The 21703-nt window shown below is 71.3% G+C and carries 19 protein-coding genes; 10 read left to right on the top strand and 9 right to left on the bottom strand.

Annotated elements, in window-relative coordinates; genetic code table 11:
- The first annotated feature begins 88 nt into the window (after nt 1-88).
- A complete protein-coding gene (locus tag ACPPVX_RS02835) occupies nt 89-1768 on the top strand; it encodes a glycoside hydrolase family 5 protein (protein WP_426573372.1) in 1680 nt (559 codons plus the stop codon).
- 31 nt (nt 1769-1799) lie between these two features.
- Here ACPPVX_RS02835 and ACPPVX_RS02830 read toward each other — a convergent pair whose 3' ends face one another.
- The 3 genes from ACPPVX_RS02830 to ACPPVX_RS02820 all read right to left on the bottom strand — a co-directional run bounded on the left by ACPPVX_RS02830 (nt 1800) and on the right by ACPPVX_RS02820 (nt 4364).
- A complete protein-coding gene (locus ACPPVX_RS02830; protein ID WP_426573371.1) occupies nt 1800-2576 on the bottom strand; it encodes a hypothetical protein in 777 nt (258 codons plus the stop codon).
- Nucleotides 2577-2614: 38 nt separating this feature from the next.
- Nucleotides 2615-3481 (bottom strand): TIGR03619 family F420-dependent LLM class oxidoreductase, encoded by an 867-nt coding sequence (locus tag ACPPVX_RS02825; protein ID WP_426573370.1) that lies wholly within the window; start codon nt 3479-3481, stop codon nt 2615-2617.
- Nucleotides 3482-3593: 112 nt separating this feature from the next.
- Nucleotides 3594-4364, bottom strand: a complete 771-nt coding sequence (locus tag ACPPVX_RS02820) for an SDR family NAD(P)-dependent oxidoreductase (protein WP_426574981.1) — start codon at nt 4362-4364, stop codon at nt 3594-3596.
- 216 nt (nt 4365-4580) lie between these two features.
- Here ACPPVX_RS02820 and ahcY point away from each other — a divergent pair, with 216 nt between their 5' ends.
- Nucleotides 4581-6029 (top strand): adenosylhomocysteinase, encoded by a 1449-nt coding sequence (gene ahcY / locus ACPPVX_RS02815; protein ID WP_426573369.1) that lies wholly within the window; start codon nt 4581-4583, stop codon nt 6027-6029.
- Nucleotides 6030-6376: 347 nt separating this feature from the next.
- Nucleotides 6377-7066 carry a UPF0758 domain-containing protein gene (locus ACPPVX_RS02810; RefSeq protein ID WP_426573368.1) on the top strand — a complete coding sequence of 230 codons (690 nt, stop codon included), beginning with the start codon at nt 6377-6379 and terminating at the stop codon, nt 7064-7066.
- Between the two features lie 15 nt (nt 7067-7081).
- Here ACPPVX_RS02810 and ACPPVX_RS02805 read toward each other — a convergent pair whose 3' ends face one another.
- A complete protein-coding gene (locus tag ACPPVX_RS02805) occupies nt 7082-7468 on the bottom strand; it encodes a hypothetical protein (RefSeq protein ID WP_426573367.1) in 387 nt (128 codons plus the stop codon).
- A gap of 108 nt (nt 7469-7576) precedes the next feature.
- Here ACPPVX_RS02805 and ACPPVX_RS02800 point away from each other — a divergent pair, with 108 nt between their 5' ends.
- From ACPPVX_RS02800 to ACPPVX_RS02790, 3 genes are all read left to right on the top strand, one after another.
- A complete protein-coding gene (locus ACPPVX_RS02800; protein WP_426573366.1) occupies nt 7577-8809 on the top strand; it encodes an acetyl-CoA acetyltransferase in 1233 nt (410 codons plus the stop codon).
- The gene (locus ACPPVX_RS02795; RefSeq protein ID WP_426573365.1) at nt 8806-10290 is read left to right on the top strand and encodes a carotenoid oxygenase family protein; all 1485 of its coding nucleotides are present in this window, start codon (nt 8806-8808) and stop codon (nt 10288-10290) included. The genes ACPPVX_RS02800 and ACPPVX_RS02795 overlap by 4 nt, the downstream gene beginning before the upstream one ends.
- Nucleotides 10291-10367: 77 nt before the next feature.
- The gene (locus ACPPVX_RS02790) at nt 10368-11243 is read left to right on the top strand and encodes an SDR family NAD(P)-dependent oxidoreductase (protein WP_426573364.1); all 876 of its coding nucleotides are present in this window, start codon (nt 10368-10370) and stop codon (nt 11241-11243) included.
- Between the two features lie 12 nt (nt 11244-11255).
- Here the strand turns inward: ACPPVX_RS02790 and ACPPVX_RS02785 are convergent, their stop codons facing one another.
- Entirely contained in the window at nt 11256-11960 is a 705-nt protein-coding gene (locus tag ACPPVX_RS02785) for a YczE/YyaS/YitT family protein (protein WP_426573363.1), read from the bottom strand.
- Between the two features lie 49 nt (nt 11961-12009).
- A complete protein-coding gene (locus ACPPVX_RS02780; protein WP_426573362.1) occupies nt 12010-12720 on the bottom strand; it encodes a DsbA family oxidoreductase in 711 nt (236 codons plus the stop codon).
- Between the two features lie 116 nt (nt 12721-12836).
- On the opposite strand from ACPPVX_RS02780, the gene ACPPVX_RS02775 reads away from it, so the two are divergent.
- Both ACPPVX_RS02775 and hpf read left to right on the top strand, forming a co-directional pair.
- Nucleotides 12837-13415 (top strand): ComF family protein, encoded by a 579-nt coding sequence (locus ACPPVX_RS02775; RefSeq protein WP_426573361.1) that lies wholly within the window; start codon nt 12837-12839, stop codon nt 13413-13415.
- A 39-nt stretch (nt 13416-13454) separates the two neighbouring features.
- On the top strand, nt 13455-14060 hold the full coding sequence (gene hpf, locus ACPPVX_RS02770) for a ribosome hibernation-promoting factor, HPF/YfiA family (protein ID WP_426573360.1): 606 nt from the start codon (nt 13455-13457) through the stop codon (nt 14058-14060).
- A gap of 9 nt (nt 14061-14069) precedes the next feature.
- Here the strand turns inward: hpf and ACPPVX_RS02765 are convergent, their stop codons facing one another.
- Entirely contained in the window at nt 14070-15011 is a 942-nt protein-coding gene (locus ACPPVX_RS02765) for a Dyp-type peroxidase (protein ID WP_426573359.1), read from the bottom strand.
- A 121-nt stretch (nt 15012-15132) separates the two neighbouring features.
- Between ACPPVX_RS02765 and secA the strand changes: the two genes are divergently transcribed.
- Nucleotides 15133-17850: a preprotein translocase subunit SecA gene (gene secA / locus ACPPVX_RS02760; protein WP_426573358.1), complete on the top strand. Its 2718-nt coding sequence runs from the start codon at nt 15133-15135 to the stop codon at nt 17848-17850.
- 109 nt (nt 17851-17959) lie between these two features.
- Nucleotides 17960-18166 (top strand): hypothetical protein, encoded by a 207-nt coding sequence (locus ACPPVX_RS02755; RefSeq protein ID WP_426573357.1) that lies wholly within the window; start codon nt 17960-17962, stop codon nt 18164-18166.
- A gap of 60 nt (nt 18167-18226) precedes the next feature.
- Here ACPPVX_RS02755 and ACPPVX_RS02750 read toward each other — a convergent pair whose 3' ends face one another.
- The gene (locus ACPPVX_RS02750) at nt 18227-19948 is read right to left on the bottom strand and encodes an ATP-binding cassette domain-containing protein (protein WP_426573356.1); all 1722 of its coding nucleotides are present in this window, start codon (nt 19946-19948) and stop codon (nt 18227-18229) included.
- Nucleotides 19945-21699: an ABC transporter ATP-binding protein gene (locus tag ACPPVX_RS02745; RefSeq protein ID WP_426573355.1), complete on the bottom strand. Its 1755-nt coding sequence runs from the start codon at nt 21697-21699 to the stop codon at nt 19945-19947. Before ACPPVX_RS02745 ends, ACPPVX_RS02750 begins: the two co-directional genes overlap by 4 nt.
- Nucleotides 21700-21703 lie beyond the last annotated feature (4 nt).

Genomic DNA, 21703 nt, shown 5'->3' with positions numbered 1-21703 from the left:
CCGACACGATAGGTGGCGCGTGCGCCCGCCCCCTGGGTCCGGCGCGCCAGACGTGCGCGGCAGGGTGTCCCTCGACTCAAATGGGGCCGTGACCAGCCCTGTGCGCCCCTTCTCAGCAGGAGTGCTCGCTGCCGCGCTCCTCGTCTCGCTCGCCGTCGTGGCGCCCACCGGCGGTTCGGGTGCCTCGCCCGCCCGGGTGTCCGCCCCGCGCGCCGACGCGGCTGACGTGGTGGAGCTCCTGCCGCTGTCCACCTCCTCCGACCATCGGATCGTCGACTCGAAAGGTCGAGACGTCCTCCTCCGCGGGGCCAACGTGAACTCCCTCGGCGAGTACTGGCAGGGGGTCCCCTCCATCGATCCCACGCTGCCGGTCACCGATGCCGATTGGGAGGAGATGGCCGCTCACGGGTTCTCCGTGGTCCGCCTGCTCATCTCCTGGTCGAAGGTCGAGCCCACCCGCGGGACGTTCGACCAGGCGTACCTCGACACGGTCGACGAGCACGTCCAAGCGGCCAAGGCGCACGGGATCTACACCGTGATCGACATGCACCAGGACGCGTACACCGCGGCGCTGTCCACCACCGACCCGGCCACGTGCCCGGCGGGCACCACGCCGGCCAAGGGCTGGGACGGGGCTCCGGCCTGGGCGGTGCTGTCCGATGGGCTGTCCACCTGCCTGACCGGCAGCGACCGCAACAGCTCGCCGGCGGTCAACCGGGCCTGGAACAACTTCTACGACAACGTCGACGGCATCCGCGACGAGTTCGTGAAGGCCTGGAAGGCGGTGGCGGCCCACTTCGCCGGCCGTCCCGAGGTGGCGGGCTACGACGTCCTGAACGAGCCCGAGAACCCCCGCGCCGCCGCCGACCTCCAAGCCGTCTACGAGGACTTCCTGGCCGACTCGATCGCCGGCATCCGCGACGCCGAGGCGGGGGCACCCTTCGAGCACCTGATCCTCATCGAGCCCGCCCTCCCGGCCGGCGACCCCACCCGCGGCCTGGTCATCCCGAACCCGAAGGCAGCGGGCGTCGACACGAAGGACATCGTGGCCTCGGTGCACAACTACTCGGAGTCGATCGACAACGGCCTCGGCCTCACCATCGAGGGCCTCAACGACCTCATCGACCAGCTCACCGCGGGCATGGGCGTGCCCGACTGGGGTGGCGAGTACGGCTTCTGGGACACCTCGGCGTCCACCCTCGCCAAGGTCGAGCGCTACGCGGCCGACGAGGACGCCCACGCCTGGGGCGGCGCCTGGTGGCAGTGGCGGCAGTCCTGCGGCGACCCGCACGCGGTCCAGTGGTCGGGCGGCTCCGTCGTGGCGCCCACCGACGTGTCCACCCACCTCAACAAGCTCCAGTGCCCCGGCAACACCGACCTCGGTCCCACCGACGAGTTCCTCGACGCCGTCGGCCGCGGCTACCCGAGGGCCACCCCCGGTCGCATCACCGAGCTGCGCAGCGACATCGCCACCGGCTTGATGAAGGTGAAGGCCACCGCCACCGAGAAGGGCGGCCAGCTCGTCGTGTGGACCCCCACGGCCCACGACGCTGCCCATCCGATCAACACCTTCGGGCTCACCGATGTGGTGGAGCACGACGTGGCCGGCGGCCGGATCATCACCGCCACCGTCTCGGTCACCGGGGTCTACGCCCTGTGGGTCGGCCCCGTCGATGAAGACCTCTCGAAGCCGGCCGAGGAGCCGGCGGCTCCCGGCGAGCCCGCGGCGGCCGTCCCCGTGGCCGGCGACCCCAGCTTCACCGGCTAGCGCGCGTCCGCCGCGGCGCCGCGGTCGGCCCTCAGTCGGTGACGGTCTTGACCCGCTGCTCCATCTCGATGGAGAGCGGCTCGAGGCGGTCGGTGTCGGCGGGAACGGTCTCGAAGGTGGACTGGTCGAGGCCGCTCGACGCGGTCACCGTCACGCCGACGCCGTTCACGACGAACAGGTACCCGTGGAACTCCAGGGCGACCGGCACCTCGAACAGCTCGAACGACGCCTTGAGGCTGACGTCGACGCCGTACTCGCCGATGTCGGCGAGGCGCTCGGCCGACAGGTCCATGCTGACCTTGCCGCTGTCGGGGTCGGTGTAGGTGATGGTGTCGCAGGAGTTGAGGGCCTCGACGATGTCGTCGACCGCCGCATCGCTCATGCCGGTGGGGGTGGGGTCGAGGGTGATCTCGATCCCGCGGCCGTCCTGGGTGGAGAACTCCCGCGCCACCTCGTCGTCGTTGACCTCGTCGTCCATGAGGCCGAGCTTGGCGGCCTCGGGGCAGGCCTTGGCGAGGGCGGCGTCGGCCGGATCTTCCGCGACGGTGGTCGTGGTGGTGCCGCCTTGCTCGTGGTCGGGCTCCTTGACCGTGTACGCGGGCCCGATGTCGTCGGCCGTGGGCAGGATCGACTCCAGGTCGGCCTTGGAGACCGGTGCGTGCTGGGCCTCGGTGGTGCTGCTGTCGGCGGCGGTGGTGGTGACGGCGGCGCCGTCATCGTCGGTGGCGGCGTCGTCGCCTCCGCTCGTGCCGCAACCGGCGAAGAGGAGCGAGGCGGCGATGAGGGCAACGATCAGGGAGCGGCGCATGGGCAATGCTCGCATGCCGGGGCCCGCCGGCCGTGCGCTCAGGATTCGAGCGGGCCCATCACGTCGTCGGCGAAGCGCTTGAGGCCCTCGATCTTCTGGTCGAGCGGGAGCTCGAAGCCGCCGTAGTAGGCCCACGGCATGGTGAGCAGGTCGGTCACGCCCACGTCCTCGGCCGCCCGGAACTGGTCGACGGTGACGGCATCGTTGAGCGACACGATCATCGAGAAGTCGCCCGTGGCGCCCTGCTCCTCGCGGTACCGGTCGATGGTGATGCGGAAGTCGGCGGCCTGCTCGGTGCTGATGAGGTCGGAGATCCAGCCGTCGTGGCGGGCGGCGCGCCGGAGGGCGGCATCGGACAGGCCCCCCACGTAGATCGGGATGCGCGACGGGGGTGCGGGGGTCATCTCGAGCCGGGGGAAGTCGTAGAACTCGCCGTGGTGCTCGACCCAGCCACCGCCCCACAGCTCCTCGAGGATGGCCAGCATCTCGTCGGCCCGGGCGCCGCGCTTGCGGAACTGGGCATCGAGCAGCTCGAACTCCTCCTCGCACCAGCCCATGCCGACGCCGAGGCTCACCCGGCCGCCGGTGAACGCGCTGGCCGTGGCCACCGACTTGGCCACCGGGAACGGGTTGCGCATCGGCAGCACGAAGATGTTGGTGAAGAAGCGGAGGCGCTCGGTCACGGCGCCGAGCGCGCCGATGGCCACCATCGGGTCGACCCACGGCGTGAACGGGTCCCAGCGGCGGTTCCCGTCGTCGGTGTAGGGGTACTCGGTGGTCAGCGTCTCGAGGTTGAGCACGTGGTCTGCGAGCGCCATCGCGTGGTAGCCCGCCTCGTCCGCCGCCTTGGCGATGGGCGTGAGCTCCTCGGGCGGGAGGTAGGCGGTGGCGATGCTGACCCTCACGAGCCGAGCCGCCAGGCGAGGCGACCAGCAAGCGCAGCGTGGGTCACGCCCGGCGAAGCCGGGCGATGATCAGGCGCGAGCAGGAAGGCAGGTGGAGGACCGGTCACCGTGTTCATGCGTGGGTGCCCCCGTCGATGCGGATGCACTCGCCGGTGATGTGCTTGCCGTCATCGGACAGGAGCATGGCGACCACCGAGGCGACGTCGCCCGGATCGCCGAACCCGGTGGGCGACATGATCCGGCGGATCAGCTTGCCCTCCTCCTTGGTGATGTCGTCGGGGAACGTCACGTTGGACGTGATGCCGCTGTGGACGCTGCCGGGCGCCACGCAGTTGGCTCGCACCGGCACCTTGCAGTACTCGACGGCGAGGGTCTGGGTGAACGACCAGACGGCGCCCTTCGACGCGGCGTAGGCGCCCATCCACGGGTGGCCGAACGAGCTCGAGGTCGACGCGGCGTTGACGATGGCGCCCTTCGACTCCATCAGGTGGGGGAGCGCCTCGCGGCACATGAGGAACGTGCCGGTGAGGTTGACGGTGAGGATCTTGTTCCACGTGTCGAGGTCGAACTCGTGGGTGCGGCCCGAGCGGAGCATGCCGGCGATGTTGGCAATGCCGTCGAGGCGCCCCCAGGCTTCGACCGCGGTCTCGACGGTGTTGGCCGCGTCGGCCTCGTCGCTGATGTCGGCGACGTGGGTGATGCACTCGCCCCCATCCTCCGACGCCACCTTGTTGGCGGTCTCCAGGGTCTCGGCCAGGCCCTCGGCGTTGATGTCGGAGGCGAGCACCTTGGCGCCCTCGCTCACCAGCCGGATGGCCGTGGCCTGGCCGATGCCGGAGGCGGCTCCGGTGACGATCATGACTCGGTCTGACAGGCGTTCCAGGCTCATGGCCGCAGACTAGAACACGTTTCAGTTCCGGGGGCCTACCCGGGGTCCGGCCGGGCGATCGGCTACGGTGGTCGCTGGCCTTCGGGCCGCGGAAGGGCTGTCATGGGTGAGCCAGCAGGCTCCAGCTCCGCCACCACATCCGAATCGCCCGTTGCCGCGCCCGCTGCTGGCGCCGCTGGCGCGATCCCGACCAACCACGTGGAGACCCACATGCCCATCCTGAACCCAGAAGACTTCAAGATCGCCGACATCTCGCTGCACAGCTTCGGCCGCAAGGAGATCCAGCTGGCCGAGCACGAGATGCCCGGCCTGATGTCCACCCGCGCCGAGTACGCCGACGCCCAGCCGCTCGCCGGCGCCAAGATCATGGGCTCGCTGCACATGACCATCCAGACGGCCGTGCTCATCGAGACCCTGACCGCCCTCGGTGCCGACGTGCGCTGGGTGTCCTGCAACATCTTCAGCACCCAGGACCACGCCGCCGCCGCCATCGCGGTGGGCCCCGACGGCACCGTCGACGCCCCGCAGGGCGTGCCGGTCTTCGCCTGGAAGGGCGAGACGCTCGAGGAGTACTGGTGGTGCACCGACCAGGCGCTCCGCTGGCCCGACGGCTCCGGCCCCAACATGATCCTCGACGACGGTGGCGACGCCACGATGCTCGTCCACAAGGGACGTGAGTTCGAGCTGGCCGGCGCCGTGCCGCCCGCGACCGACGAGGACCCCGAGGAGTGGGGCGTCATCATCGACCTGCTCACCGAGTCGGTCGCCAAGGAGCCGACCCGCTGGACGAAGGTCGCCTACGGCATCAAGGGCGTCACCGAGGAGACCACCACCGGTGTCCACCGCCTCTACCAGATGTTCGCGGCGGGCGACCTCCAGTTCCCGGCCATCAACGTCAACGACTCCGTGACCAAGAGCAAGTTCGACAACCTCTACGGCTGCCGCCACAGCCTCATCGACGGCCTCAACCGCGCCACCGACGTCATGATCGGCGGCAAGGTGGCGTTCGTCGCCGGCTACGGCGATGTGGGCAAGGGCTGCGCCCAGTCCCTCAAGGGCCAGGGCGCCCGCGTGATCGTGGCCGAGGTCGACCCGATCTGCGCCCTCCAGGCCGCCATGGAGGGCTTCGAGGTCACCACCATCGAGAACGTCCTCGACCGGGCCGACATCTACGTCACCACCACCGGCAACAAGGGCATCATCAGCGCCGAGCACATGGCCCGCATGAAGCACCAGGCCATCGTCGCCAACATCGGTCACTTCGACAACGAGATCGACATGGCCGGGCTCGCGAAGATGAGCGACGTCCGCAACATCGAGATCAAGCCCCAGGTGAACGAGTACCAGTTCCCCGACGGCCACTCGGTCATCGTCTTGGCCGAAGGCCGCCTCATGAACCTCGGCTGCGCCACCGGCCACCCGAGCTTCGTGATGAGCAACTCCTTCACCAACCAGACGATCGCCCAGATCGAGCTGTTCACCAAGACCGACGAGTACCCGGTCGGCGTGTACACGCTGCCCAAGCTCCTCGACGAGAAGGTGGCCCGCCTGCACCTCGACGCCCTCGGCGTGAAGCTCACCAAGCTCTCGGAGGACCAGGCCGACTACCTCGGCGTCAAGGTCGACGGCCCCTACAAGCCCGAGCACTACCGGTACTGATCGGCTTCGCCGATCCGTACCGGTAGTTGCTGGTCGGTCGGTTCGCTCGCCTCACAGTTTCGGCCGGTGACCGGCTGGCGCTTTGAGAACCCGGGTCCTCGTGACCCGGGTTCTTCGCGTCTCGGATGCCGGGTCCTCGGCCAGGGCCTCGGATCGGGCGGCTGTTCCTTCCACTCTGCGTGCCTCCTTCGTCGGCACGGGGCCGCTCGGGCCCTTTCGCCTCCGGCGAACGCTGGCGCCTCTTGGGCTGGATCCCGCTTTCGGCGAACGCTTGCGCTTCTTGGCCTGGTGCGCCTGATTGGTCGCACCTCCTGGTTGTTCGGCGGTCCCTCCGTACGTTCCTGGCCATGACCCGGGACCTGGCGGAGATGGCGGAGTACGAGCGGCCCCGGGAGCGGCTGGCCGAGCACGGGCCCTCGGCGCTGCGCGACGCCGAGCTGCTGGCGCTGGTGCTGCGCAGCGGTCGGGCCGGCGAGAGCGCGCTGCGGCTGGCCGAGGGACTGCTCGCCGAGCTCGGCGGCCTCGGCGGGCTCGGGTCGGTGCGGGTCGACGAGCTGGCCCGCCGCCCCGGGCTCGGGCCGGCGAAGGCGGCCGCGGTGGTGGCGGCGTGCCACCTGGCGGGGCGCATCCAGGCCCAGCGCGACCGGGTCCCGGTCCTGCGGTCCGTGGTCGACGTCGCCGATGTGGCGGTCAGCTTGATGGAGCACTGCACCACCGATCGGGTGGTCTGCCTGGTGGTCGACGAGGCCGGCCGGCTGCGGCGCACGGTCACGGTGACGGAGGTTGGCGTGGCGGGTGCGCCGCTGCTGGCCCGCGACGCGCTGAGCGCCGTGCTCCACCACGGGGGTGCGGGCCTGGCCCTGGTCAGCAACCGCTCGAACGGCGATCCGGCGCCGGTCGAGGAGGACCGGGTGGTGGCTGCGGCCGTGGCGAGCGGCGCCGCGTCGGTCGGGCTGGGGTTCGTCGCGTCGGTGGTGGTGGCCGGCCGGTCCTGGGAAGAGGTGCCGGTGCCGGCTCGCCGGCACCCGCTGGGCTGAGCCCCCCGGGGAGCTTCAGCTCTGGTCGGTCAGCGAGACCACTTGGCTGGTGGCCCCGTCGACGATCTTCGTGGGAACCGGCTCGCCGCGCTGCTGGGCGTCGCGGGCCAGCTGCAGGGTGTTGATGGTGGCGTCGGTGGGCGTGCAGCGGCCGATGCGGGGACGGCCCCACACGGTGACCTGGGGGAGGCCGCTGCCGGCCGGATCGGGCCGCACCTCGACGCGCACGTGGTCGGCGCACTCGACCTCGAGCTGGAGGTTGGCGCTGAACCCGACCGGATGGACGCCGGAGATGGGCAGGGGGGTCTCGTGGGAGTCGGCGCCGTAGCCATCGGAGAGCCCGATGAACGCGGCACCAGCGATCACCACGACGGCGACGGCGATCAGGATCCGGCGGAGCACCGGGTCAGCGTACGGCGCGGGCCCTGGGGCCTCCGGATGCACCCGGGCCGCCGGTACGCTGACGTGACCGAGGGCACAGTGCCCTGGAGGTGCGTCAGGGGACGATCGATGGGCCAGCAGGGGATCTGGGTGCTCGGCGGGTACCAGAGCGACTTCGCTCGCAACCTCACGCGCGAGGGCGAGGCGTTCGACGCGCTCACCGCCGAGGTCGTGCGCGGCACCCTCGGCGACGCCGGCGTGCGGGCCGTCGACGTCGAGACGGTCCACGTGGGCAACGCGTTCGGCCAGCTGTTCACCGGCCAGGGCCACCTGGGGGCCATGCCGGCCACCGTGGAGCCCGACCTGTGGGGTCGGCCGGCGGCCCGGCACGAGGCGGCCTGCGCCTCGGGCAGCATCGCGATCCTTGCCGCGATGGCCGAGCTGGAGGCCGGGCGCTACGCCACCGCGCTGGTGGTCGGGCTGGAGCTCGAGCGCACCGTGCCGGGCGACACGGCCGCGCAGCACCTGGGTGCGGCCAGCTGGGTGGGCCACGAGGGCAGCCCCAAGTACGTCTGGCCCCAGGGGTTCTCTGACCTGGCCGACGAGTACGACCGCCGCTACGGGCTCGACGACGCCCACCTCCACGCCTTCGCGGCGATGGCCGTGCGCAACGCCCGCGACAACCCCAACGCCCAGACGCGCGGCTGGCAGTTCGGCGAGGCCAGCTTCTCCGACGACGACGACGTGAACCCGGTCGTCGCCGGCCGCACCCGCCGCACCGACTGCAGCCAGGTGACCGATGGCGGCGCGGGCCTGGTGCTCGCCACCGACTCGTGGGTCCGGGGCCATCCCGGTGCGGTGGCCGGCGGGCGAGCGGCGCGCATCACCGGCTGGGGCCACCGCACGGTCGGCTTGCCGCTGGCGCCCAAGCTCGAGCGCAGCCGCGAGGACACGCACGTGATGCCCCACGTGCGGGACGCGTTCGCCGATGCGCTGCGGCGCGCCGGCCTCGGCTCGGTCGACGACCTGAGCGCCGTCGAGGTGCACGACTGCTTCACCGCATCGGGCTACCTCGCCATCGACCACACCGGCATCGCCGATCCGGGCGAGTCGTGGAAGGCGATCGAATCGGGCGACATCGAGCGGACCGGTCGCATCCCGGTCAACCCCGGCGGCGGGCTCATCGGGGGTGGCCACCCCGTCGGCGCCACCGGCGTGCGCATGGCGGTCGACGCGCTGCGGCAGGTCACGGGCACCGCGGGTGCCACCCAGGTCCCGGGCGCCCGGCGCGTCGGCACCCTCAACATCGGCGGCAGCACCGCCACCACCTGCTCGCTCGTCCTCGAAGGAGCCCCGGCATGACCCTCAGCGAGACGACCGCCATCGAGACCGGCCACCTCCGCCGCACGCTGCCCGACGGCGACGAGCACCCGTACCGCTCGGGGGCGTGGCGGCCGCAGGCGACCGAGTGGCGGGTCGACCAGGTCGAGGTGGTCGAGGGCGCCATCCCCGAAGACCTCGACGGCCTGTACGCCCGCAACACCGAGAACCCGCTCCACGCGCCGATCTCGGCGTACCACCCCTTCGACGGCGACGGCATGGTGCACGCCATCCGGTTCCGCGGCGGCACGGCCAGCTACCGCAACCGCTTCGTCCGCACCGAGGGTCTGCTCGCCGAGCAGGAGGCGGGCGAGTCGTTGTGGGCCGGCCTCGCCGAGCGCCCCGACACGGCCAAGCGAACCGACGGCCGGACCGCGCGCGGCGCCATGAAGGACGCCAGCAGCACCGACCTGGTGGTCCACGGTGGCGAGATCCTCACCTCGTTCTGGCAGTGCGGCGAGCTGTACCGCCTCGATGCCGACACCCTGGAGACGGTCGGGCCCACCCGTTGGGACGGCTGGTTCCCCGACGAGGGCGTGTCCGCGCACACCAAGGTCGACGAGGCCACCGGCGAGCTGTTCTTCTTCAACTACGGGACCGAGTGGCCCTACCTCCACTTCGGCTGCACCGACCGCGCCGGTCGGCTCGTCCACTACACGCCCGTCCCGCTGCCCGGTCCGCGGCTGCCCCACGACATGGCCATCACCGAGAACTTCGTGGTGCTCAACGACCTGCCGATGCACTGGGACGAGGACCTCCTGCTGCGAGGCGTCCACGCGGTCCGGATGCACGACCAGCCCACCCGGCTCGCCGTGGTCCCTCGGCGCGGCACCGAGGAGGACGTGCAGTGGTTCGAGGCCGACCCCACGTACGTCCTCCACTGGACCAACGCCTACGAGGACGGCGACGAGGTGGTGCTCGAAGGGTTCCACCAGGGCAGCCCGTCGCCGCGCAAGCCCGAGATCGGCGATGACATGTGGATGTTCCGGTACCTCGCGCTCGACTGGATGGAGACCCGGCTCCACCGCTGGCGGCTGAACCGCCGCACGGGCGCGTGCACCGAGGAGCGCATGCGCGACGACTTCACCGAGTTCGGCATCATCAACGGTCGCCGAACCGGCCGGAAGCACCGCTACGTCTGGGCGGCGCAGGGCAAGCCCGGGTGGTTCCTGTTCGACGGCATCGTGCGCCACGACACCGAGACGGGCGCCGACGACGTCCTGCGGCTGCCCGACGGCGTCTACGGATCCGAGGTGGGGGTGGCCCCCAAGCCCCACGGCACGGCCGAGGACGATGCGTACATCGTCACGTTCACCACTGACGCCGAGCACGACCGATCGGAGTGCCTGATCCTCGATGGCCGTCGCATCAGCGATGGTCCCATCGCCCGGCTCCGGCTGCCCGAGCGCATCTCGAGCGGCACCCACGCGGTGTGGGCGCCCGGGTCGGCGCTGGCCCCCTGACCCGCGGGTCAAGCTTCGGTAGGGTCTCGGCCAGCAGGCCGCTCCCCCCGCGGCCGCCGAGCCACAGGGGAGTGGTCATGGAAGAGCTTTCGGGCAAGGTCGCGGTCGTGACGGGCGCGGCGTCGGGCATCGGCCTGGCGATGACCAAGGCGTTCATCGGCGAGGGCATGAAGGTCGCCATGGCCGACATCGAGGCGGGCGCGCTCGCCACGGCCGTCGCCGGGCTGCCCGACGGCGCCGAGGTGCTCACCGTGGTCGCCGACGTGAGCGATCAGAGCCAGGTCGAGGGCCTCCGCGATGCCGCGGTCGACCGCTTCGGCACGGTCCACGTGGTGTGCAACAACGCCGGTGTGTCCGCGGGCGGGCCGATCTGGCTGGCCGACCAGGCCGAGTGGGACTGGGTCCTCGGCGTCAACCTCTTCGGCGTCGTCAACGGCGTCCGTGCGTTCACGCCGCTGCTGATCGAGCAGGGCGAGGGTCACATCGTCAACACCGCATCGATGGCCGGACTGGTGTCGGCCCCGTTCATGGGCCTCTACAACGTGTCCAAGCACGGGGTGGTCACGCTCTCGGAGACGCTCCTGTCAGACCTGCAGCTCGCGGGTGCCGAGGGCGTCGGCGTGTCGGTCCTGTGCCCCGGCTGGGTCAACACCCGCATCCACGAGGCGGGCCGCAACCGGCCGGCCACGATGTCGGACTCCGATGAGGTCCAGACGATGGACGCCAGCATGCAGGAGTTCATCGCGGGGGTGATCGCCGCCGGCCTCGACCCCAACGATGTCGCCGCCATGGTCGTCCACGCCATCAAGACCGATCGCTTCTACATCCTCACCCACCCGGACTGGATGCACTTCGTGTCGGCGCGGACCGACCGCATCGTCGAAGGGGAGAACCCGATCCTGGCGTCGCTCCCCAGCGGCCCCGGCGACGACCTCGCCCTCGACGCCGGCTGACGACCGGCCGGGTCAGCTGCCGGCGGTGGTGAAGTCGGGCTCGATGTCGGGCGGCGGGTCGTCCGGCTCGTGGTGGCCGCTGGGTCGGGGGACCGGCTCGAAGCCGGGCGGGTGGCCGAGGTCGAGCCGGTGCAGCCAGAACTGGGCGTTCGGGCCCACGGTGAGCGCGAACAGCACGGTGCCGATCCCGATGGTGCCGCCGAGCAGGAAGCCGCAGGCGAGGGCCACGAGCTCGATGCCCGTGCGCACGGAGCGGATCGAGGGGCCGCGCTCGGCGAGCCCGGTCATGATCCCATCGCGAGGACCCGGTCCGAGGCGGGCCCCGATGTACATGCCGATGCCGGGCCCGACGAGGAGGAGCCCGCCCACCAGCAGCGCCCACTGCGCCGCGGTGGAGTGCGGATCGGGGAGGTGGGGCAGGACGACGTCCATGGTGGTGCCGATCAGCACGGCGTTGACCACCGTGCCGAGCCCCACCCGCTGGCGCAGGGGGATCCAGCCCAGCACCACCACGAACGACACCAGCACGCTGACCGTGCCGATGGGGATGCCGGTCCGGTCGGAGATGCCCTGGTGCAGCACGTCCCACGGGTCGAGCCCGAGGTCGGCCTGCACGATGCAGGCGAACGCGATCCCGCACAGGACCAGCCCGATGATCAGGTAGGGGAGCCGCCGCCGGACCTGCGGCCACGGCGGGATGGCGAACAGGCGGGACACGTCGGTCGACGCTAACGGGACGGCCGCTGCCGCCCCGAGCCGGTTCCGGTCAGATCTCGCAGCCGTCGGGACCGCAGGCGTCGGCATCGGCCCCGCCACCGGCCACCACCGGGACGGGTGCTTGGACCTGGGTCTGCCAGCCCTGGTCGAGGATGTCGAGCAGGGTCTCGGGCGGCTGGGCCCCCGACACGCCGAGACGGCCGTCGACCACGAAGAACGGGACACCGGACACGCCGATCTGCTGGGCGGCGGCGATGTCGCTGCGCACGTCGTCGGCGAACGCCTCGCCGGTGAGGACGGCCTCGACCTCGTCGGCGTCGAGCCCCACCGAGAGCGCCGCCCGGCGGAGCGTGTCGACCTCGCCGATCGGCTCGCCGTCGGTGAAGTACGCCTTGCCCAGCGCGTGCTTGAGCTCCAGCTGCACGCCCCGGGCGCGGGCCAGGTGGAGGAGCCGGTGGGCGTCGAACGTGTTGCCACCAATGGCCTGGTCGAACCGGAAGTCGATGCCGCGCTCGGCGCCGAGGCTCACGATCCGGGCCTGCTGGGCGCGGATCTGGCCGACGGAGGCGCCGTACTTCTCGGCCAGGCGCTGCTCGAGGGGCTGGTCGTCGCGGCGGGGTGCTCCAGGGTCGAGCTGGTACGAGTGCAGGACCACGTCGACGTCGTCCTCGTGGTCGAACCGGTCGAGGGCCTCGCCGAGGTTGGCGAGCCCGACGTAGCACCAGGGACAGACAACATCGGACCAGACATCGACTCGCATGGCAGGGCTCGCTTCACGGGGGCTCGGGGTGGGGGACCGTTGTCCAACCAGGAGCGCCGCCGCGATGTTCCCGCCGGCCCGGCTGCGATGTCAGACCCCCTCCGTAGGTTGCGGCCATGCTCCTCGCCACCCGGTGCCCCGGTTGCGATGCCGTCGGTCCGGCACCGTGCGCATCGTGCATCGCCCAGATGGCTCGGGCCCGGCCCGTCCCCACGCCTGCCGGGCTCGATCGGTGCGTCGCCCTGCTCGACTACGCCGGTCCGGCCCGGGAGGTGGTGGCGCAGCTGAAGTACCGCAACGCCCGCACGGCCGCGGCGTGGCTGGCCCACGGCCTGGCGCAGCTGGTGGGCCCGCGGGCAGCAGACCTGGTCACGTGGGCGCCCACCACCGACCTGCGCCGGCGCAGCCGTGGCTTCGACCACGCCGAGCTGCTGGCGCGCAAGGTGGCGGTCGAGCTCGGTCTGCCGTGCTGGTCGGTGCTGGCCCGGGTGCCCGGCCCTCCCCAGACCGGCCGCACCCTGCTGGAGCGCCGCGAGGGTCCGCAGTTCCAGCCGCGGCGCACGGTGAAGGGGGCCACCGTGCTCCTCGTCGACGACGTGGTCACCACCGGCGCCACCCTCTCGGCGGCGGCGCAGGCACTGCGCACGGTGGGTGCCGCGCACGTCGTCGGAGCAGCGGCGGCGCACCCTCGATGACGGGTCTACGCTCCGCACACCATCCCCGATACGGAGGTCATGCCGATGCAGGTCACGGTCAGTCGTCGCCACACGGAGGTATCGGAGTCCCTACGGGTCATGGCTGAGGAGAAGATCGGGCGGCTGGGCCGCTTCGTCGATGGCCTCGACCACGCCGAGGTCCACTTCTGGGAGCACAAGAACCCTCGCATCGCCGACAAGGAGGTGTGCGAGGTCACCATCGAGGGCCACGGCCACCACGTGCGGTGCAAGGTCCAGGCCCCCGACGGGTTCCAGGCAATCGACAAGGCCTACGAGAAGCTGGAGCACCAGCTCCACAAGCTCAAGACCAAGCTGGCACGACGCAACCACGGCCACCCGAAGGCCCACAAGAAGGTCGATGCGCTCGGCGCCGTCGCCGTGCTGGCTCCCGAAGAGCTCGATGGGGCGGTCAACGGCCAGGTCGACGAACTGGTCGAGGCCGGGCCGCGGATCGTGAAGTCGAAGCGCTTCGCCATCCACCCCATGGCCGCCGACGAGGCCGCCGAGCGCATGGAGCTGCTCGGCCACGGCTTCTTCTTCTTCACCAACGTGGAGACGTCGAGGTCTGCCGTGGTCTACCGCCGTGAGGACGGCAACGTCGGCCTCATCGACGAGGCCGACTGAACCACCCGCTCAGTCGTCGTCTTCGTCGGCGGGGAGCGGGGCCACCGCCTCCAGGCACTCCACCGACGGGCACAACCAGAACGAACCGGTCACGGCCGTCGTGAACGACAGCAGCCGGTCGACCAGCGCGGGATCGACCAGGCCGTACAGGTGGCGCAGCTGCAGGTCGAAGCGGTCGACGTCGGCCCCGAACGACACGAAGTGCAGGCCCTGCTGCGCCGCGGTGCCCCACGGCACGCTGCGCCGGTAGACCACGAGCTCGTCGCCCGCGTCGTCAGCCACCTCGGCCAGACCGATGTGGGAGTCGGCCGGCTTGGTGCCGGCCGGCAGCTCCACGCTGTGGTCCTTGGTCCGCCCGAACACCAGCTCCTGGTCGTCGACCTCGAGCGCCCCGAACGCGTCCAGGTCGTGCACGAACCGCATCGACATCGCGTAGCAGCCGCCGGCTCCGGGCTGATCGTCGGGCACCACGGCCTCGTCGGGGGCATCGTCGAGGAACGGGTTGGCGGTGCCGTCGATGAAGCCGGTCAGGTCACGGGAGTCGTGGTACACGAACCCGGGCTGGTCGAGGGCCAGCGTGGCCACCGGGGCCAGCGCTGCGGTCACGGCGCGCACCACGTCGATCACCAGGTCGGGCTGGGGGCCGTGGATCCACACCCAGATGTCCTCCTGGGTGGCGGGAGCGTGGTGGCCCGCGGCGTCGTTGCGGTAGCCGGGGAAGGCGGACACCGGAGGGCCCGCCAGGGCGTCGGGGAACACCTCCCACAGGGCGGGGCCGAAGCCGATCACCAGGTTGGTGCCGCCGTTGGTGCGGTGGTCGGCGTTGGCCAGGCGCACCGCCACCAGGGCGCTGCTGAGCGCCGCGGCCCCTGCTCCGGGCCGCAGGTGGAACTCGAGGTGGTGGTGGGCTCGGGTGCCTTCGGCGAAGATGCCGAACTGGTGGCGGGGCATGGTTCCTCCGGTGGCGGGGCCGCAGCGGGCGGGCAGGTCGAGGGCTGATCCTACGGATCCGCCCCGGTCCGGCCGCCCCCGACCGGTGTTGGGTGGCCCGCCGCGTACACTTGCGGACCTCATGGCTGTTCTCGACAAGCTCCTCCGCGTCGGCGAAGGCAAGAAGGTCAAAGCCCTTCAAGGCCTGGTCCCCGACATCAACGCACGCGAACCCGAGCTCCACAAGCTCTCCGACGACGCGCTGCGCGCCAAGACCGCCGACTTCCGCGAGAAGCTCGACAACGGCGCCGACCTCACCGACATCCTCATCGACGCGTTCGCGGTCACCCGCGAGGCCGCCACCCGCACCATCGGGCAGCGCCACTACGACGTCCAGCTGATGGGCGGCGCCGCCCTGCACTACGGCTGGATCGCCGAGATGAAGACCGGCGAGGGCAAGACCCTCACGTCGACGCTCCCGATGTACCTCAACGGGCTCAACGGCAAGGGCCTCCACGTCATCACGGTCAACGACTACCTGGCCCGCCGAGACTCCGAGTGGATGGGCGAGATCCTCGGCTGGCTCGGCCTGAGCATCGGCCTGATCCTCCCCGACGGCGGCGACTCCGAGTTCAAGCGGTCGCAGTACGCCTGCGACATCACCTACGGCACGAACAACGAGTTCGGCTTCGACTACCTCCGCGACAACATGGCCACCACCCAGGCCCAGAAGGTCCAGCGGGGCCACACCTACGCCATCGTCGACGAGGTCGACTCGATCCTCGTCGACGAGGCCCGCACCCCGCTCATCATCTCGGGCCGGATCGCCGACGCCGCCAAGCTGTACTACAAGTTCGCCAGCATCGTCCGGGGCCTCACGCGAGACGTCGACTACGACGTCGACGAGGAGAAGCGCATCGTCGCTCCCACCGAGGAGGGCGTGGCCAAGGTCGAAGCCGCCCTCGGCGTCGAGAACATGTACGACGCCATCCAGCAGAACCTCGTGCACCAGTTCCAAGCGGCGCTGAAGGCCAAGGAGCTCTACAAGCGCGACAAGGACTACATCCTCCAGCACGGCGAGGTGAAGATCGTCGACGAGTTCACCGGCCGCATCCTCGAGGGCCGGCGCTGGTCCGAGGGCCTGCACCAGGCCGTCGAGGCCAAGGAGGGGGTGAAGATCAAGGAGGAGAACCAGACCCTCGCCACGATCACCCTCCAGAACTACTTCCGCATGTACGAGAAGCTCGCCGGCATGACGGGCACCGCCGTCACCGAGGCGGCCGAGTTCGCCAGCACCTACAACCTCCAGGTCGTGCCGATCCCCACCCACCGGGATCTGCTCCGCGATGACCAGGCCGACCTGATCTACAAGTCCGAGGACTTCAAGTTCGAGGCCGTCGTCGACGACCTGGCCGAGCGCTACGAGACCGGCCAGCCGGTGCTCGTCGGCACCATCTCGGTGGCCAAGTCCGAGAAGCTGTCCCGGATGCTCGACAAGCGCGGCATCGCCCACGAGGTGCTCAACGCCAAGCAGCACACGCGTGAGGCCGAGATCGTCACCCAGGCCGGGCGGCTCCACAGCATCACCGTCGCCACCAACATGGCCGGCCGTGGCGTCGACATCCTCCTCGGCGGCAACCCCGAGGGCCTCGCCATCAAGGACCTCCGCGCCGAGGGCATCGACGTCGAGTCCGACGAGGGCCGCAAGCTCGTCTCCGAGCGCACCGCCAAGTACAAGGTCGAGACCGACGCCGAGGGCGACAAGGTCCGCGAGCTCGGCGGCCTGTACGTGCTCGGCACCGAGCGCCACGACTCCCGTCGCATCGACAACCAGCTCCGCGGCCGCTCCGGCCGTCAGGGCGACCCGGGCGAGAGCCGCTTCTACCTGTCGCTCGAAGACGAGCTGATGCGGCTCTTCGCCACCGGCGCCATGAACTGGGTGATGGGCCGGGCCCTCCCCGACGACATCCCGATCGAGGCCCGGATGGTCACCAAGGCCATCGAGCGGGCGCAGAACACGGTCGAGCAGCGCAACGCCGAGATCCGCAAGAACGTGCTCAAGTACGACGAGGTGATGAACGAGCAGCGCAAGGTCATCTACAAGCGCCGCGACCAGATCCTCGACGAAGCCGACCTGCGCGCCGAGACGCTCGACTACCTCGAGGAGGCCGTCGACAGCACGGTCGCCACGTTCTGCGTGTCCGACGCCGACGACGAGTGGGACATCGAGGGCCTCCACGCCGAGATCTCCGCGTTCTGGCCCACCGAGCTCACCGAGGACGAGCTGGCCGACGTCGACAGCACCGAAGACCTCCAGGTCCTCCTGCTCGAGCAGGCCACGGCGTACTACGAGAGCCGGGAGCAGGAGCTCGGGGTCGAGACCATGCGCCAGATCGAGCGCCAGGTGATGCTCAACATCATCGACCAGCACTGGCGGGAGCACCTGCTCGAGATGGACTACCTCGAGGAGGGCATCAACCTCCGGGCCATGGGCCAGAAGGATCCGCTCGTCGAGTGGCAGCGCGAGGGCTTCGAGATGTTCGGCCTGATGATGGACTCCATCGCCCAGGACTTCGTCAAGTACGTGATGCACGTGCAGGTGGTGGTCGAGGACCAGCCCGGCGCCAACGCCGTCACCGACATGGCGCTGTCGGGCCCCGACGACCCCTCGTCGTCGGGCAACTCCATGGCCGACGCCGCCCGCGCCCAGGCCGCCGCCGAAGGCTCCGAGGCCCCGGCCACGGCCGAGGACGAGGTGGTCAACACCCCTGTCGTGAAGTCCGACTGGGACAAGACCCCTCGCAACGCCCCGTGCCCCTGCGGGTCCGGCAAGAAGTTCAAGCAGTGTCACGGATCCTGACGGATCCGTGACCAACGCCGGGTGACGTCAGCGTCGCGTCAGGGAGTGGCAACCGACCTCGCACACCGGGGTAACCCGGTCGCGCGACCGCGTCCGTACGGTCGACCCCATGAGCGAAGCGAAGTCGTTGTACGCATGGAACTGGATCGACGGGTACAAGGCCAAGCGGCCGATGATGCCGTCAGAAGCGCGGGTGACCGTCAGCGGCACCAAGCGCCTCCTCCCGTGGGCGCGCGCCGACATGGACATGCCCCGTCCGATGCTCCCGTGGGAGCACCGGACCGGGAACGACTGGCGGGGCCTGCGCGCCTCGTGAGCGCCCTGCTCACCTGACCACACCACCCCTGCGAGGTCGCCGTGCCGCCGATCGGGCGGATCAGCCGGTGCGGCGACCCTCGCGGAGCTCGATGACCTGATCGGCCCGCTCCAGGACCCGCGGCCGATGGCTGATGGCCAGCACCGTGAACGCCTGCTCGGCGTCGGTGAACAGGCCCTCCCAGAGCTCGGACTCGGTGCTGACGTCGAGCGCGCTCGACAGGTCGTCGACGACGAGCAGCTCGGGTCGGCGGACGAGGGCGCGGGCCGCGGCGGTGCGCTGGACCTGACCGCCCGACAGGCGCACCCCCTTGGGCCCGACCTTGGTGTCGAGGCCGTGGGGCATGTCGGCGAGATCGTGGTGGAGGCGGGCGCGCTCGAGCGCCGAGTCGAGCCCGTCGCCGTGGTGGCCGAGGAGCACGGTGTCGGCGAGCGACTCGGAGAACAGGCGGGGCACCTGCGGCACGTAGGCGACGCGCGGCGGGACCATCACGGTGGTCAGCTCATCGATCTCGATGCCGTTCCAGCTGATGGTGCCCTCCTGGTGGGGGACGAGGCCGAGCAGGGCGCGGATGAGCACCGTCTTGCCGGCACCGACGGGGCCGGTGATGACCACGAACTGGCCGCGGGCGATGTCGAGGTCGATGGCGGCGAGCTGCTCGGTGTCGTCGAGGCGGACGTGCAGGTCTCGGACGGTGAGGCGGTGCAGGCGGTCGCCGTCGCGGCGGGCGGCTGGTGGCGTGGGGGTGACCGTCGCGAACGGTGGCGGCCCGCCGCGCAGGTACGTGGCGACGGGTGCCGAGGCCAGGTCGGCCTCGTAGCCGGGCATGAGCCGCCCGAGGCGGGCCCCGGACACGTCGGCCTGGCGCTGCCACGCCGACCAGCGGGCGGTGATGCGCGGCAGGCTCGACACCACCGTGGCGTAGGTGGTGAACAGGCCGATGTCGCCCACGGTGAGCTCGCCCCGGCGCATCGACGGCGCCACCAGGACGAGGGCGAGGCCCAGGCCGGCGTTGGCGGTGATGCCACCCAGCGTCTGGGCCAGCTGCGTGCCCACCTGGTCGCGGCGGGCGGCCTCGGCGCGGGTGCGGCCCAGGCGGTCGAAGCGGTCGAGGATGGCGCGCTCGGCCGCGGCCACCTTCACCGTGGAGATGGCGCCGAAGGCATCGCCGATGAAGCCGGTCACCCCGGCCGTGGCCTCCCGCTCGGCCCAGCGCCAGGCGCGCAGGCGCGTGCCGAGGAGGTGCCCGATCACGAGCACCACGAGGATCGGCGAGAGGATGGCGAGGGCGGCGGGCGGCGAGATGATGAACAGCACGACGATGCCGGCGGTGGTGGCCAAGGTGGCGGCCACGAGGTCGAGCCACACGTCGAGGACCTGGGCGATGTCTCGCGCGTCGTCGCGGAAGCGGCTGACGGCCTCGCCCGAGGACCCCGGCAGGCGGCCCGAGGCCGGCCCCGGGTCCTGCACCAGCGAGGTGAGGACGTTGACCCTCGACACCGTGTGCCAGAACACGAACGCGCCGTGCCACTGGACGATGGCGGGGAACAGGACGATCCACCGGCCGATCTCGAACCCGGCGAGGATGGCGATGAGCAGCGGGAGGGGGGCGCCGTCGCCCGAGGGGAGCTGGTCGATGATGGCGCGCAGCACCAGGCCGGCCGGCAGGGGCAGGGTGAAGAACAGGACCCAGAGGGCGAGCGAGATGCACCACGTCCACGGGTCGGCGCGCAGGATGCGCCACGCGAACCGGGCGCTGCTGACGGTCTGAGGCTCGCTCATGAGCCGACCACCTGGTTGGTGCGCCCCGAGGTGAGGAGCGCGTGGAAGCGGGTGGTGGGATCGGCCGCCAGGACCGAGCGCCGGCCCTGCTCGACGACGTTGCCGTGCTCGAGCACGACGATCTGATCGACCCGGTCGAGGGTGGAGATGCGGTGGGCGATGATGATGGCCGTGCGGCCCGCGAGCAGCCGGTCGGTGGCGGCGATGAGGCGGCCCTCGGTGGCCGGGTCGAGCCGGCTGGAGGCCTCGTCGAGCAGCACGATGCTGGGATCGGCGAGCAGCAGCCGGGCGAAGGCGAGCAGCTGCCCCTCGCCGGCAGACAGCTCGGTGCCCCCTTCGAGGTGCTGGTCGAGCCCGTCGTCGAGCGAGGCGAGCCAGTCGCCCAGGCCCACGGTGTGGAGCGCAGCGACGAGCTGCTCGTCGGTCCCGGGCAGGGTGCCGAACACGGTGAGGTTGTCGCGCAGGGGGGCGCGGAAGATCTCGACCTCCTGGGTGACGACGCCGATGCGGCTGCGCAGGGCCCCCAGCTGGAGGTCCCGAACGTCGACGCCGCCGACGCGGACGGCGCCCGACTCGGTGTCCCACAGGCGTGCGACGAGGCGGCCGATCGTGGTCTTGCCGCTGCCGGTGCGTCCGACGATGCCCAGGCTGGAGCCGGCCGGCAGGTCGAAGGCCACGTCGTGGAGGACGTCGGTGCCGGTGCCGTAGCCGAACGACACGTGGTCGAACGCCACGGACAGGGCGCCCTCGGGCAGCGAGTCGATCGTGCCCTGGGGGAGCTTCGACTCCTCGGCCAGCAGGCGGGCGGCGCGGCGGGTGCCGGCGACCGCCTTCTGGGCCTCGGCGAGCTGCTCGGCCACCCGCCAGAGCGGATCGCTGACCATCTGGGAGTAGCGCAGCAGGGCGAGCACGGCGCCGACGCTGAGCGCGCCGGCGCGGCACTGCCACACCGCGAGCGACAGCACGAGGATCGACCCGAGGGCGAACACCGCCCCCGCCATGGACAGGGCACCGTCGCCCCGGGAGGCGGCCCGCCGGCTGGTGTGCCACCACCCGGCCGAGTGCTCGTGGAGCTTGTGCACGGCCCAGGGCCCGGCGCCGTTGGCGCGGATGTCCTCGAGGCCGCCGAGGCGCTCCTCGAGGTCTCCGTAGAGCTGGGACTGGACCTCTCGCTCCTCGTCGTAGAACGGGACCGCGATGCGGCGCATCCGGGCGAGGACGAACACGGCGACGGCCACGGTGACGGCGATGAGGACGCTGGCCCGCCAGTCGATGAAGGCCGAGATCACCAGCACCCCCGCGACGAGGATGGCGTTGCCCGCCAGCTGGAGCACGGCGGTGGACGAGAAGCGGGTGACGGCATCGATGTCGCCGTCGATGCGCTCGATGAGCTGGCCGGCGCTGTGATCGCCGTGCCAATCGAGGTCGAGGCCCAGGGCGTGGCGGCACAGGTCGACCCGCAGCCGGTTCCCGACCCGCCACGCCAGGCGGACGGAGTACCAGGTGACGACCAGCTGGAGGGCGTCGCCGGCGAGGGCGGTGACGAGGAACAGGGCCCCGAGGCCGGCCAGGTACCCGGCCGACTCGCCGCGGAGGGCGGCGTCGACGAACCAGCCGATCAGCAGGGGGCCGGCGAGCGGCAGGACCATGGCCACCACCAGCACGGCCAGGAGCGCGCCCAGCGGCTTGCGCTCGGGGCGCAGGTAGGCCGCCAGGAGGCGGGTGTCGGCGGGTGGGTTCTCGGAAGCCATGGGG

Origin of the sequence: Aquihabitans sp. McL0605 (assembly GCF_049993875.1) — a bacterium.
Lineage (GTDB): Bacteria > Actinomycetota > Acidimicrobiia > Acidimicrobiales > Iamiaceae > Aquihabitans.
Note: the sequence above shows the minus strand (reverse complement) of the source record. Positions and strands in the feature narration are given on the sequence as shown.